This window comes from Moritella viscosa (genome assembly GCF_900120065.1).
Classification (GTDB): Bacteria; Pseudomonadota; Gammaproteobacteria; order Enterobacterales; family Moritellaceae; genus Moritella; species Moritella viscosa.
Genome location: NZ_FPLG01000114.1, coordinates 199,054 through 212,271 on the forward strand (window position 1 = coordinate 199,054; position 13,218 = coordinate 212,271).

The following is a 13,218-nucleotide window of genomic DNA, read 5'->3' on the forward strand; positions in this document are numbered from 1 at the left end:
CTAAGCCCTTAGTATTTGTCTTGACGTAATTGTGGTGATGCTTGTTGTTCTTCTTGCTCAAAATGGTAACGGCCAGTGTGTAGCGAGCTTGGACCGATTTTCGCAAACTTAATCATTAACCACATTTCAATAACGAACAAAATGCTATAAACGGCAATGAATGCAATCATAGTGAAGAGTACTGAGCTTGCTTCGTGGCTTGATGTAGCCATGAAAGTTGGTAAAATTTCACTGATAGCCCAAGGTTGACGACCTACTTCAGCAACGAACCAGCCTGTTTCAATAGCAACCCAAGGTAATGGTAGGGCGAATAGAATTGCTTTTAATAACCAGCGTTTCTGTTCAATTTGACGACGCGCGTTAAAGTAGAAGGCTAAGATGAATAGGCCAAACATAACAATGCCACAGCCAACCATTATGCGGAATGCCCAAAAAATTGGTGCAACAGGTGGGATAGAATCTTCAACAGCCATCTGAATTTGTTCTTCAGTTGCATCAATGACATTCTCAGAATAACGTTTTAACAATAGACCATAGCCTAAGTCGCCTTTTAGCTCGTTGAAACGGGCGATGTTTTCTGGTGTTTCTTCACCATTACGCAATTTCTGTAAGTAGTCATAAGCGAACATACCTTCACGGATACGTGCTTCATGTTCTTTTTTAAGATCACTGATACCTGTCACTTGACCGTCTAAAGAACGCGTTGCGATAATACCGAGCGCATAGGGAATTTTTATCGCATAATCTGTTTCCATCGTTTCTTCATTAGGTAAACCAACTAACGTAAACGCGGCAGGTGCGGGTTCGGTATGGAACTCTGCTTCAATGGCTGCAAGCTTAACGCGTTGAACTTCGCCAACTTCATAGCCAGATTCGTCACCCAATAACAACACTGAACAGATGGCTGCAACGCCAAAACCACAGGCTACTGAGAATGAACGTTTTGCAAATGCAACGTCGCGGCCTTTAAGCAAGTAGTAACTACTGATACTCATTACAAACATAGCGCCAGCAACATAACCAGCCGCGACAGTATGAATAAATTTAACTTGTGCTACAGGGTTGAAAACAAGTTCAGAAAAACTGACCATTTCCATACGCATTGTTTCGTAGTTAAATTCGCTTCCTATAGGGTTTTGCATCCAACCGTTCGCAACAAGGATCCACATTGCTGATAGATTAGTACCGATTGCCATTAAGAAAGTGGCAGTTAAATGCTGTCGTTTACTTAATCTATCCCACCCAAGTAAGAACATGCCAACAAAGGTAGATTCGAGGAAGAATGCCATCAAACCTTCAATTGCTAGCGGTGCACCAAAGACATCACCTACATAGTGAGAGTAATATGACCAGTTGGTACCGAATTCAAACTCCATTGTTAAACCCGTCGCGACCCCAATCGCAAAGTTAATAGCAAAGAGTTTACCCCAGAATTTAGTCATATCACGGTAGATAATACGTCCTGTCATCACGTAAACCGCTTCCATGATAAACAGGATCCAAGTCATACCGATTGTTAATGGCACAAAAAGGAAGTGAAATAGAGCTGTGATGGCGAATTGCCAGCGAGATAACTCTACTAAGGTTTCATTAATCATTTTTATAATACCCCTCTAGATTAATTAGAATCATTATTTTTTTTATTTGGAAACAATTGCTCTTTTACAGATAACATTTTGGATACACCAGCACCCAACTTCATTAATCTACTGAGTTGTTCGGGGTTAAGGCGCTGTAATTCTGCCGCCCATTCAGTGACCATTTCCAGTAGGTCGTGGATCTCTTGCATTTTACTTTGAGAGTACTCATCACTGCTATCGGTAGGTTTTTCTAGTAAAGAAGTGCGAAGCAAAGAGAGTGTTGGATCAATTTCACGCTTGCGGCGTTCTTTGAATACAGTATTAGCCATATCCCAAATGCTGCCAATAGCACTGTAGTATTCTTTACGATCACCTGGAATGTGGCTAACTTGAATCAACTGCCATGACTGCAATTCTTTAATGCCCATGCTTACATTCCCACGAGAGATGTTTAAGCCACTGGCCAGATCATTTGCGCTGAGTGGTTCTTCTGTAATAACAAGAAGCGCATACATTTGGCCAACGGTACGGTTAAAGCCCCAACGACTGCCCATTTCACCAAAGTGATAAACAAAAGATTGATTTTGTGCGGAGATATTCACATGCTTCCTAACGAACTTTCAGAAATTTCTGAAAGTTTAGATCACTAATAGTATTTGATCAAGGTCAAATTCTGTGGAAATACATTTATAAGTGTAAAGTTTTGTTGATTTATATCAAAATGATATATGGCGGGTTAGATTAATCAAATGCTTGTTATAAACAGTGTTTAATGACACCCTGTAGTCTTTCTGTAAGTGATTGTGATTTAGACTAACTTAATGCAGCTATAAAGTATTTTAAATTAAGTTAATTTACATAAGGTTAATATCTATGTTGTTTAGCCAGATATTTAACTGTTCTTATGTGAATCAATCAACTGTTTATAAATTGTGCGTATAAGGATTAAATAATGCCAATGAAGAATGAAAGTACATCCTCAGTAGAACCTAACCAAAATTGTAAAGGCACAAGAAAGGATAGCTCTCAGAATTCGTTTTTTAGTGCGTGTGCAAGAAAAATACTTGATTTGACGGGCTGGTATTGCGAGCCGATCCCACACGAATATAAAAAAGCAGTGATTGCCTATGCACCACATACGTCTAATTGGGATTTTCCATTATTGATGGGCGCGCGATTTGCTAATAAAGTGAATGTGCAGTGGGCGGGAAAATCTGAAATGTTTTGTTGGCCATTTAAAAATATACTGACTTTTTTAGGCGGTGTGCCGATTGAGCGTTCAAAGTCGACCAATATGGTGCAGAGTGTTGTTGATATTTTTAATACTCAAGAGCAGTTTCTCTATGCGATGTCGCCAGAAGGGACTCGAAAATATCAAGATTTTTGGCGTTCTGGGTTTTATTACATTGCGCTAGAAGCAAATGTGCCAATTATTTTGTACCGTTTAGATTATAAGAATAAGCGCGTAACCATAGGTGATGTAATAAAGGTCACTGGGGATATTGAGAAAGATCTGGCGGCAATTGATATGGTATTTAAAGGTGTTACACCTAAATTTAAAGAGAAGTATTGCTTAGCTAAATTTAAATGAATATTGACTACTGATATTTTTTCTTCCATTTACGCATAATCATTAACAGCTAACGCGTTATAAAAGAATGGCCACTACAATATTAGTGGCCATTATGACAGATTCCACTGTAATAATCATGACTCTAATGATGTTAGATTCGTTGTAATCCTCCTCCTCGGTATATTTAGCTTTAACCTGAATTACAGGATTTAAATCATACTTCTAAATACTACTAGTTGATTGATCGTTATTTATGTAATAGGTTTACCAATCAGCTACTTATAAAGGGATGTTTAAATGTTAACTAGAAATAAAAATACAGTTCAGCAATGGGAAGGGAAGAACGAACTTATAGATTTTTTACTATCTAGGCGCCATAATTTGATCGTTAGTTATTATAAAATTGCAGGGTTACCGCCATTTAGTCAAGATAAGCGAACTTTACCGACTAGTTTTGCAATTGAAGAGTTTTGCAATACATTAGTTGATTATATTTCGATGGGGCACTTTGAAATTTATGACGCTCTGATTGTACGATATGAAATGAACGGTAAATTATGTCCTGGAGAGTTTGAACTCATTATACCTCAGATTAGCGAGACTTCCTCTATTCTCTTATATTTTACTGATAAATATTCAGAGCTATCTGATTTACTATTGAATGAATTTGATAGTGATTTATCGATACTTATGGGAGGTCTTGATCAACGTTTTGAGTTAGAGAATAAATTGATTGCAGCTTTATCTGAGCAAGTGACACAAACAGCTTAATAAAAAATAAATGTTCTGGCACTTTAAGCTAAGTTTGATCACAGTACAAAACACTGTTTAAATATACAGTTAAAACTCAAGGCTCATAAAATCCTGAGTTTTAACTGATTTAGGTCGACTAAATACCTATTTAGTGTCGGTTTAAACGTTATTTATGACGATTTTCTAGACACTGAACCACTTCAGTCAGTGGCACATCTTCTTTTTGTAGCAGTACGAGTAGGTGATATAGGAGATCTGAGCTTTCATTAACTAATTCGTCACGATCTTTTGCAACGGCAGCCAAAGCAACTTCAACACCTTCTTCACCGACTTTCTGTGCGCAGCGTTTCGTGCCACGGGCAAATAAACTTGCCGTATAGCTTTCTTCTGGATCCGCTGTTTTTCGCTGTTCTAATACTTTATCCAGCTGTGCGATAAAAGTAAGTGCAGGTTTGTTTTCTGTTACAAAGCAGCTCTCAGTGCCAAGGTGGCAAGTAGGACCACAAGGTTTAGCGGTAATAAGTAATGCATCGTTATCACAATCTTTGGTGATCTCTTGCACTAATAGATAGTTCTCTGAAGATTCACCTTTTGTCCATAAACGTTGTTTAGTTCGGCTAAAAAATGTCACTTTACCTAATTCACGCGTCGCCGTTAAAGCCTCTTGATTCATATAGCCTAGCATCAAGACTTCACCTGATACTGAGTCTTGAATGATTGCAGGCATTAAACCATCTACTTTTTTCCAATCAAGTTGGTTAATTTGTTCGTTTGTTATCATGTTCTGATCTCCACATCTTGATCTCGTAGATATTCTTTTAATTCACCAATATTGATGACTTGCTTATGAAATACACTTGCGGCTAATGCACCATCAACGTCGGAATCTTTAAATACGCTGTTAAAATGAGCCATTTCACCGGCTCCGCCAGATGCAATTAATGGCACGTTACAAATCTTTCGTGCCTTTGATAACTGGACTGTGTCATAACCGCCACGAACACCGTCTTGGTTCATTACATTAAGCACAATCTCACCAGCACCACGTTTCTGAACTTCTTTGATCCATTCAAAGGTGGTCCACTTGGTCACTTGTGTGCGTGTTTCATCGCCTGTGAATTGGTATACCTTGTACTCTTGGGTGTCGTCATCGAAATAACTGTCGATACCAATCACAATGCACTGCACACCAAATTTTGCAGCAAGGCGGTTAATTAAGCTTGGATCTGCAAGTGCAGGGGAGTTGATTGATACTTTGTCAGCACCAAACTCTAAAATACGTGCTGCATCTTCTTCACTTTTTATTCCACCAGCAACACAGAAAGGAATATCAATTACTTCTGCAACGCGGCTAACCCAACTTTTATCGACAACTCGTTCGTCAGCACTGGCTGTAATATCATAAAATACTAATTCATCAGCGCCTTCTTCAGCGTAACGTTTAGCAAGTGGAACTATGTCGCCAATCAATTCATGGTTACGGAATTTAACCCCTTTGACGACCTTACCATCTTTAACATCTAAACACGGTATTATGCGTTTTGCTAACATATTACATCTCCAGGAAATTCTTGATTAATTGTGCACCCGCTTTACTCGAACGCTCTGGGTGGAATTGCACTCCGTAGAAATTATCTCTATGCACGGCAGCAGTAAACGGTGCGCCGTGCGTACAGGTGGCAATCGTGTCACTGCCAACGGCAAGCGCATAACTGTGTACAAAATAGAAATAACTGCCACTTGGAATATCCTTGAATAACGGATGACCTTGTTGCGGTATTATTTGATTCCAGCCCATATGAGGCAGTCGAACACCTTTATTTGGCATTGAGTCGATAGTGCCACTAATTAAGCCAAGCGTTACAACATCATCTTCAGCCGAGAACTCAGCCAGTAACTGCATACCAAGGCAAATACCTAACACAGGTTGAGTGAGGCTTTTTACTAATTCAATGAGTTCGCGGTCAGCTAAGTTTTTCATCGCTTCTTGCGCAGTACCAACACCAGGTAAGAATAATTTATCTGCGTTGCGTAATACGTCGGGTTCACGACTTATCGTTACTGTATAACCAAGACGTTCAACGGCAAATCTTACCGACGAGAGGTTAGCACAACCCGTATCGATAATAACAACCTTGCTATTTAATTTATCATTACTACTTGCTTGGTCCATTAAAGCACTCCTTTCGAGCTCGGCAGTACATCGCCTTCTACTTTTATACATTGACGCAATGTCCGGCCAAATACCTTAAATAAACTTTCAACAAGGTGATGGGTATTTTTACCTTCGACCTTAAGGTGCAGGGTTGCCGCCATGCCATCACTTAAAGAGCGGAAGAAGTGCGGTACCATTTCGGTTGCAAATTCGCCAATATGATCGCGAGGGAAATCACCACTGAACTGCAAGTAAGCACGGCCTGATAGATCCAAAGAACAAGATGCTTCACATTCGTCCATTGGCAGTACAAAACCAAAGCGGCCAATACCACGTTTGTCGCCTAATGCTTGATTGATCGCATTACCTAACGCCAGTGCCGTATCTTCAACTGTATGGTGATCATCAATGTGTAGATCGCCTGATACACTCAGTTTTAGTCGAAAGCCGCCGTGTGTGGCAATTTGATCTAACATATGGTCAAAGAACCCCATACCGGTATCAATACTATTACCACCTTGGCTGTCGAGGTCAACATCAACTTGGATATTCGTTTCTTTCGTGGTTCGGGTTACACTCGCCACACGATTACCTTTATTCAGTATTTGCTGTTCAATCATAGGCCAATTCAAGTTATCTCTATTGTAGAAGATCCCTTCAATACCCATGTTTTCGGCAAGTTGAATATCAGTAATACGATCGCCAATAACATACGAGTTAGCAAAATCGATACGGCCTGACTGTAGGTATTCTTTTACCATGCCTAAGTGCGGCTTGCGGCAACTACAGTTATCTTCAGTGAAATGAGGGCAAAGTAATACGGACTCGAATTTAACCCCTTGTGAAGCAAACAACTCCATCATGGCATTTTGTGGAATATCAAAATCCCGTTGTGGGTAGCTATCGCTGCCAAGACCATCTTGATTAGACACAATAACGAGCGTGTAACCTGCACTTTGTAATTTGAGTAACGCTGGTATCACTAATGGTTCAAATTTTAGCTTTTCTAAGCTGTCGACTTGTTTATCGCTAATTGGTTCATCAATCAATGTACCATCGCGATCAATAAATAAGAATTTTTCCTTGCTCACATCGGGCTCCTGCTTGTATTTTTTAATTCTCTTATATTAATTAAGAGAGTACGGACTTTAAAGCGACTAATGTATTGTTCATTTCAGCCGCGCTGCCTAAGGTGATTCGAATACAATTTTCTAATCTTACTTTGGAATTAAAATCTCTTAATACAATACCTTGTTCGCCAAGTAAGCTAAACACTTTTTGGCTATCGTTAAATTGTACTAATACATAGTTACCTGTGGCTGGGAATACTTTTTCTATACCCTGCAACTGATTTAACTCGTCGATAAATGCATTACGCATACCATTCAACTGCGCTACGCGGGCTTGCATCGTGCTAATACCTGATTCTGTTAACGCTTGAGTTGCAATTTGCGCCACAGGCTCAGGCACTGGATAAGGTGCAATGACTTTTGACAATAGACCAATAACAGTTTTACTGGCTAATGCAAAACCGCAGCGTAATGATGCTAACGCGAATGCTTTTGATAGTGTTCTTAAAATGACAAGGTTATCGAAGTCTTGCAGCAATGATACTTGTGATGCTTCGGGGCAGAATTCGATATAAGCTTCATCACATACGATAATGGCTTTGTCTTTTGCCGCGTTTAATAAATCAGTTAAGCGATCTGTATTAAGTAGATTACCCGTTGGATTATTTGGTGCACACAAAAACACAACATTTACCGTGTCTAGCTGTGCTTTAATCGCATTATAATCAGGGTCGAAGTTCGCATCTAGATCCTGTCTTATGATATTCACGCCACACGTTTCAGCACTGATTTCATACATACCGTAAGTGGGTGGATTAATGAGAATACTATCTTTTCCTGGCTCACAGAAAGTACGAATCAGCAGTTCAATCGCTTCATCAGCACCACGAGTGGTGATAACTTGTTCTGGTTTCACACCTGCATAGTCGGCATAACCCTTAATCACTGATTCAGGTTGAAACTCTGGGTAGCGGTTTAAGCGACTGCAGTCTAATGAATAGTGCCCTGAATCAGGGGCTTCATTGGCATTTAACCAAATATTACCTGTACCACCAATTCTACGCGCTGATAGGTACGGGGTTAGTTCTTGGACATTTTTTCTTGCGAGTTGTGCTAATTTGTTGCTCATAGTGTTGCTCCCAAACGATCAATTCTGATTGTGACGGCACGTTTGTGTGCGTCGAGTCCTTCTGCATCAGCCAGACAAGTGACCGTCTTCGCCAAGCTCTTGAGACCATCTTGGGTTAACTCCTGAACAGTGAAGCGTTTAGTAAAATCTGCAAGGCCTAAACTTGAATAGGTTTTGGTGTAACCATAGGTTGGTAATACATGGTTAGTACCACTTGCATAATCACCGACAGACTCTGGTGACCAAGCACCTAAGAAAATTGAACCCGCATGTTTCAGTTTCGGCAACAGACTACGTGCATTCTCAGTTTGAACAATTAAATGCTCTGGTGCATAGAGGTTACTAATTGCAATTGATGTGTCTATATCATTGGTCACAATAATTAAACTTGATGCAATAGACTGTACAGCTATCTCCTGTCGAGACAAACACGCTAATTGTTGTTGAACTTCTTGAGAAACTTCTGCCGCTAGCTTATTCGATGATACAACGAGTATGGATTGTGAGTCGGGACCGTGCTCAGCTTGTGAAAGTAAGTCAGCTGCGATAAAACCAGCGTCAGCGTCAGCATCGGCAATCACCAAAACCTCTGATGGGCCTGCGGGCATATCAATAGCTGCCCCTTTAATATCCATGCTTACCTGGCGTTTAGCTTCCGTAACAAAGGCATTACCTGGGCCGAAGATCTTATCTACTTTTAGTATAGATTCAGATCCATAGGCAAGGGCTGCGATTGCTTGTGCACCACCAAGCGTATAAATTTCGGTGACACCGCATAATTGGGCGGCAAATAAAATTTCATCGGCAATTGGTGGTGGTGTTGTTAATACAATACGTTCACAATTTGCAATGTTAGCTGGTGTAGCAAGCATTAGTACAGTCGATGGTAGTGGGGCTGTGCCGCCTGGGATATATAAACCAACAGCATCAAGCGCAACCGTATGCATTTCGCATACAACACCTGGCATCGTTTCTACACGAATAGTATCTTGTACTTGTGCTTCATGAAAAAGATGAATGTGTTGCTGTGCTTGCTCGATAGCTTGTTTCGTTTCATTATCTACGCGTTGACTTGCGGCTTCGATCTCAGCTTCAGTCACACGTAAACAATCTGTTTCAACTTTATCAAATTTTGCGGTTAATGCTTTTAATGCGTTATCACCTTCATTTCTCACTTGGGCAATAATATCGGTAACAATGTCACCTATTTTTGCCGAGTTTGATATTGCAGGACGCATTAATAATGCGGATTGTTCTGCTTGACTAAGTTGATCCCATACTACTGTTTTCATGCTTGATCCTCCCTTAACATTGCTTATGCATGTTTGCTACTAACCGAGCATTTTCTCAATTGGTAATACTAAAATCGAACTTGCGCCTAACTGTTTAAGTTCTTCCATTGTTTCCCAGAATAACTTCTCGGTACTTACCAAGTGTACTGCAACTGTATCGTCAGTCGATGCAAGTGGTAATACTGTTGGGTTTTCTGCACCTGGAAGTAGGGCTATTACCGCATCTAGTTGTGATTTTGGTGCGTGTAGCATGATGTATTTACTTTCTTTCGCTTGCATTACACCTTGAGCACGTACCATCAAACGATCAACTAATGCTTGTTTCTCTTCAGATAAAGCTGCTTTTGCTTGGATTAGCACGGCTTTAGAGTGGAAGATGTCTTGCACTTCTTTCAGACCGTTAGCTTCAAGTGTTGCACCGGTTGATACTAGGTCACAAATCGCATCTGCAATACCAGCACGAGGGGCAACTTCAACTGAACCATTCAGCATGACCGATTTAAAATTAACACCTTCTTTATCTAAGTAGCGTTTTAGCAGTTCAGGGTATGATGTTGCAATACGTAAGCCTTCTAGTGAGTGTGGGCCTTGGTAGTCAAACTCTTCTGTTGCAGCAATAGATAAGCGGCAACCACCAAATGTCATGCGTTTAAGCAGTTTGTACTCAGCGGGTTCGCCAAGACGTTTACGTTCTAGTTCTTTTTCTTCTAGTTCGTTTTCACCAATGAAACCAAGGTCAGCAACGCCGTCCATGATTAAACCGGGAATATCGTCATCACGTACACGTAGTAGGTCAATTGGCATGTTTTCACAGTGTGCGATCAGACGTTGTTCGCGCATGTTAATTTTAAGGCCCATTGCTTTAAGTAGGTTTTGGGATTCAGTGCTAAGACGGCCTGATTTTTGAATTGCGATTCTTAGTCTTGGTTGTTCATTTTTGATTTCTAACATAGTAATCCTTTAACCTTGTCAAAATAATTGTCTATAAACGAAAAAACCCCCGGAAGTTCAATCTTCCGAGGGTTTTTCTAAATGAGTTCCGGAAGTTTGCATGCATACACCTCCAGTCAACAGCCTGAAAGCTAATCAAATATGATGATGGTGATGCACGTTTACTTTCAGGTTGTTATTCATAATGTTTTTCCAGTTAGTATATTGTTACTAATAAGTGTGGTTGAGTTCACAATAACAATCTAGGATAAAATTGCAATGCTTTTTGGCGAATTATTTATAAATTATCCTCCATTACTACTATTTAGTATTAAAAGTACTTATTTATTGCATTATCTTAATTAGGCAGTAATAGAGACTTGTGTGGATGTTCAATTTAGATCCGTAACTCATTTACAATATATTCATATTAATTTTCCATATAGAATCTAGTCTTGTTAGAGAAAAATTGTGGATTTATACTGCCAAATATTCTTTGTTTTACATATTTAAAATATAGTTAATTGAAATTTAAAAAATTCTTGTTTTTCCCTCAGTTTTATTTGATTTATAACCGCTATTTATCATTATCTATTTGTAATTAATAGTATATTTGGTACTGTTTATCATTATGAAATTCACGTTATACGGAATTACGTATGATAAACGTTAGCTTTATTTATTCTAATACGGAGATACCCATGATATTCGAGTGGTCGTCAGTGCAACAAATACGGACGGTTATAGATCGTATAGCGGGAACGGAGCTAGAGTGGCCACCAGAAGATGATGGGGTGTATATCGTGACTTTCAATCACTGGGAAAACCAACCAACAAGTAAAGCAAAGCAAAGCCACTATATTTTGGTGGTACAACAGGGAACGGAAATAGATTTTGTACACGGGTTGGAGATTTAATAGCTGATATTTAGGCTTTTTTGATGGTGGAACTGGTCATCACACGGGTGGCCAATCAATTTATTGGTGGGCACACGAAAATAAAATTAACCCTTTAGATTTATATATTGCTTGGTCTGCACATGGAAAACAAAGTTGTAGAAGATGCTCAGAGATAGATTTAGCAAATAAATTAGTTACAAGTTGGGTGCAAAAAGAGACTATAGGGCTATTAAATAAAAACAGGCCACCTAAGTGTACCAAGCACTCAAATAAAGTAAATTAAAGCTAATACTTTTGGGCGTTACATGTGATGAAGGAGCAATAGTTATTGAAAGTTATGCGGAGCATGACGATGCATTTTAACCAATTATTTAAGTGGGATATAAGTTTACGTATGAATGAAGCTTTGAAAGTATCAATAACTGAAGGTTTTAAAAACACTCCTTTAGGATTTGTTAGAATAAGAAAAAACTTAGATATCACTCATTTATCAGACATTGAAACAGAGGAGTATTTAAAAGAAATTCTGGCTTCAACTCCTCTTGATAATATAGAAACTAAGGGAAAAAATCATTATTTCAAATGCGTAGAGAGAAATGCAATTTTAACGGTTAATTCTCATAGTTTTACTATCATAACAGCAAAGACAGTTAACAAGAGCCAGCTTATAAACGCATAACAAGTTAGTTGGTTTTTGCTCCTTTATCGCTAATCTTAACCAATAATTTTTGCCTGTTAATTGGGCATTATTTGAATGGAGTAGTCAATGACATCATCGGTGCCAAAAAATAAGAAAGAGTTGCATCAGGCCATCACTGTGGCATATGAAAAAATTCTTGCTGATTACTTGTCAATACCTGAAGAGTATTCTCGTTATGTTGGAGTTGAAGGAAATGTTAAGAGTACTGAAATTAGTGTCAGTGATACCCTCGCTTATTTAATTGGCTGGGGCAAGTTGGTTTTAAAATGGCATGGTCGAAAGTCTGCTTGTAAAGAAGTCGATTTTCCTGAAACTGGGTATAAGTGGAATGAGCTAGGGAAATTGGCCCAAGACTTCCACGCTCAGTACCAAAAATGGACTTACAGCGATCTTGTAGCAGAATTTAAATCGACAACTACCGAACTGTTGTCGTTAATTGAGTCTTTGAGTAATGATGAACTCTACGGTGTAAGTTGGTACGATAAATATACATTAGGAAAAATGATTCAGTTTAACACTTCATCGCCAATGAAAAACATGCGCACTAAAGTAAGAAGGTTCAAAAAGAACAACGGCATTAATTGAGTGTTGCTACAAATTTAAATGAGTTAAAAATATCAGGAGGTGATAATGAAAAACGTAGGTATAGGCGCAGTTTTAATGCTGATTTCAGTTTCTGCAAGTGCAGGTGAATCACTCGATATATGTCTAGTAACGGGTACACCACCAACAGACATAAAGTATGAAAAAATTCAGAGGATTAAAATTGGTAAAGGCACTTATGGTAGTGTCACTGATATATTACCAGCCTTCGCTGATAAGGCTAATTCCTTGGGGGCTAATGCTGTAGTTAATTATATAGGCTCACAACGTTTTGGTTTTTGGCCTTGGCGTTTTATTCGCCCTATAGTAAGAGGTGAAGCGGTTAAGCTGTACCTTGACAACGGTAAAACTTGTCAGGATATAGGCGGTTCAACAGTGAAAAGGGTTATTGAAACGAATAAAGAGCCTCACCTTATTTAAAGCATAGCAAGGGCTCAAGGTGGACACAAAAGTTTGGCTTTTAATTTGAGCTAAACTTTTTAGCCGCTTAGACTTAATTGGGGGTCATCATGTCTATGTGAATCAAAATGGAGT

At 39.2% G+C, this 13,218-nt stretch carries 15 protein-coding genes and 1 other annotated feature; of the genes, 6 read left to right on the forward strand and 9 right to left on the reverse strand.

Annotated features, from left to right (window positions below):
• Positions 1-8 precede the first annotated feature (8 nt).
• Together BT797_RS19070 and BT797_RS19075 are read right to left on the reverse strand one after the other, a co-directional pair.
• Positions 9-1,598: a cytochrome ubiquinol oxidase subunit I gene (locus BT797_RS19070; RefSeq protein ID WP_075473180.1), complete on the reverse strand. Its 1,590-nt coding sequence runs from the start codon at positions 1,596-1,598 to the stop codon at positions 9-11.
• 20 nt (positions 1,599-1,618) lie between these two features.
• Entirely contained in the window at positions 1,619-2,182 is a 564-nt protein-coding gene (locus tag BT797_RS19075) for a GbsR/MarR family transcriptional regulator (protein WP_045110495.1), read from the reverse strand.
• Positions 2,183-2,532: 350 nt separating this feature from the next.
• On the opposite strand from BT797_RS19075, the gene BT797_RS19080 reads away from it, so the two are divergent.
• Both BT797_RS19080 and BT797_RS19085 read left to right on the forward strand, forming a co-directional pair.
• The gene (locus tag BT797_RS19080; RefSeq protein WP_052678320.1) at positions 2,533-3,171 is read left to right on the forward strand and encodes a lysophospholipid acyltransferase family protein; all 639 of its coding nucleotides are present in this window, start codon (positions 2,533-2,535) and stop codon (positions 3,169-3,171) included.
• Positions 3,172-3,450: 279 nt separating this feature from the next.
• The gene (locus tag BT797_RS19085; protein ID WP_075473181.1) at positions 3,451-3,924 is read left to right on the forward strand and encodes an Rsd/AlgQ family anti-sigma factor; all 474 of its coding nucleotides are present in this window, start codon (positions 3,451-3,453) and stop codon (positions 3,922-3,924) included.
• Positions 3,925-4,072: 148 nt separating this feature from the next.
• Here the strand turns inward: BT797_RS19085 and hisIE are convergent, their stop codons facing one another.
• Genes hisIE through hisG form a run of 7 tightly spaced genes read right to left on the reverse strand, consistent with a single transcriptional unit; the run spans position 4,073 to position 10,503 of the window.
• Entirely contained in the window at positions 4,073-4,687 is a 615-nt protein-coding gene (hisIE, locus tag BT797_RS19090) for a bifunctional phosphoribosyl-AMP cyclohydrolase/phosphoribosyl-ATP diphosphatase HisIE (protein ID WP_075473182.1), read from the reverse strand.
• Complete coding sequence (gene hisF, locus BT797_RS19095) at positions 4,684-5,457, reverse strand: imidazole glycerol phosphate synthase subunit HisF (protein WP_045110492.1); 774 nt, start codon at positions 5,455-5,457, stop codon at positions 4,684-4,686. Before hisF ends, hisIE begins: the two co-directional genes overlap by 4 nt.
• Before the next feature lies 1 nt (position 5,458).
• Positions 5,459-6,079, reverse strand: coding sequence for an imidazole glycerol phosphate synthase subunit HisH (gene hisH, locus BT797_RS19100; protein ID WP_045110491.1), 621 nt, complete (start codon positions 6,077-6,079; stop codon positions 5,459-5,461).
• A complete protein-coding gene (gene hisB / locus BT797_RS19105) occupies positions 6,079-7,152 on the reverse strand; it encodes a bifunctional histidinol-phosphatase/imidazoleglycerol-phosphate dehydratase HisB (RefSeq protein ID WP_045110490.1) in 1,074 nt (357 codons plus the stop codon). The genes hisH and hisB overlap by 1 nt, the downstream gene beginning before the upstream one ends.
• Positions 7,153-7,192: 40 nt before the next feature.
• Positions 7,193-8,260 (reverse strand): histidinol-phosphate transaminase, encoded by a 1,068-nt coding sequence (gene hisC, locus BT797_RS19110; protein ID WP_045110489.1) that lies wholly within the window; start codon positions 8,258-8,260, stop codon positions 7,193-7,195.
• Positions 8,257-9,552, reverse strand: a complete 1,296-nt coding sequence (gene hisD / locus BT797_RS19115) for a histidinol dehydrogenase (protein WP_045110488.1) — start codon at positions 9,550-9,552, stop codon at positions 8,257-8,259. The genes hisC and hisD overlap by 4 nt, the downstream gene beginning before the upstream one ends.
• Before the next feature lie 39 nt (positions 9,553-9,591).
• The gene (gene hisG, locus BT797_RS19120; protein ID WP_045110487.1) at positions 9,592-10,503 is read right to left on the reverse strand and encodes an ATP phosphoribosyltransferase; all 912 of its coding nucleotides are present in this window, start codon (positions 10,501-10,503) and stop codon (positions 9,592-9,594) included.
• A 37-nt stretch (positions 10,504-10,540) separates the two neighbouring features.
• Positions 10,541-10,660 (reverse strand) — a sequence feature (His leader region).
• A 523-nt stretch (positions 10,661-11,183) separates the two neighbouring features.
• Here hisG and BT797_RS19125 point away from each other — a divergent pair.
• The 4 genes from BT797_RS19125 (at position 11,184) to BT797_RS19140 (ending at position 13,104) form a co-directional block, all read left to right on the forward strand.
• Positions 11,184-11,399 carry a hypothetical protein gene (locus tag BT797_RS19125; RefSeq protein ID WP_139291708.1) on the forward strand — a complete coding sequence of 72 codons (216 nt, stop codon included), beginning with the start codon at positions 11,184-11,186 and terminating at the stop codon, positions 11,397-11,399.
• A gap of 334 nt (positions 11,400-11,733) precedes the next feature.
• Positions 11,734-12,060 carry a DUF3781 domain-containing protein gene (locus BT797_RS19130; RefSeq protein WP_244534246.1) on the forward strand — a complete coding sequence of 109 codons (327 nt, stop codon included), beginning with the start codon at positions 11,734-11,736 and terminating at the stop codon, positions 12,058-12,060.
• Between the two features lie 87 nt (positions 12,061-12,147).
• The gene (locus BT797_RS19135; protein ID WP_045110485.1) at positions 12,148-12,666 is read left to right on the forward strand and encodes a ClbS/DfsB family four-helix bundle protein; all 519 of its coding nucleotides are present in this window, start codon (positions 12,148-12,150) and stop codon (positions 12,664-12,666) included.
• 45 nt (positions 12,667-12,711) lie between these two features.
• Complete coding sequence (locus BT797_RS19140) at positions 12,712-13,104, forward strand: hypothetical protein (RefSeq protein ID WP_139291709.1); 393 nt, start codon at positions 12,712-12,714, stop codon at positions 13,102-13,104.
• Positions 13,105-13,218: the final 114 nt, after the last annotated feature.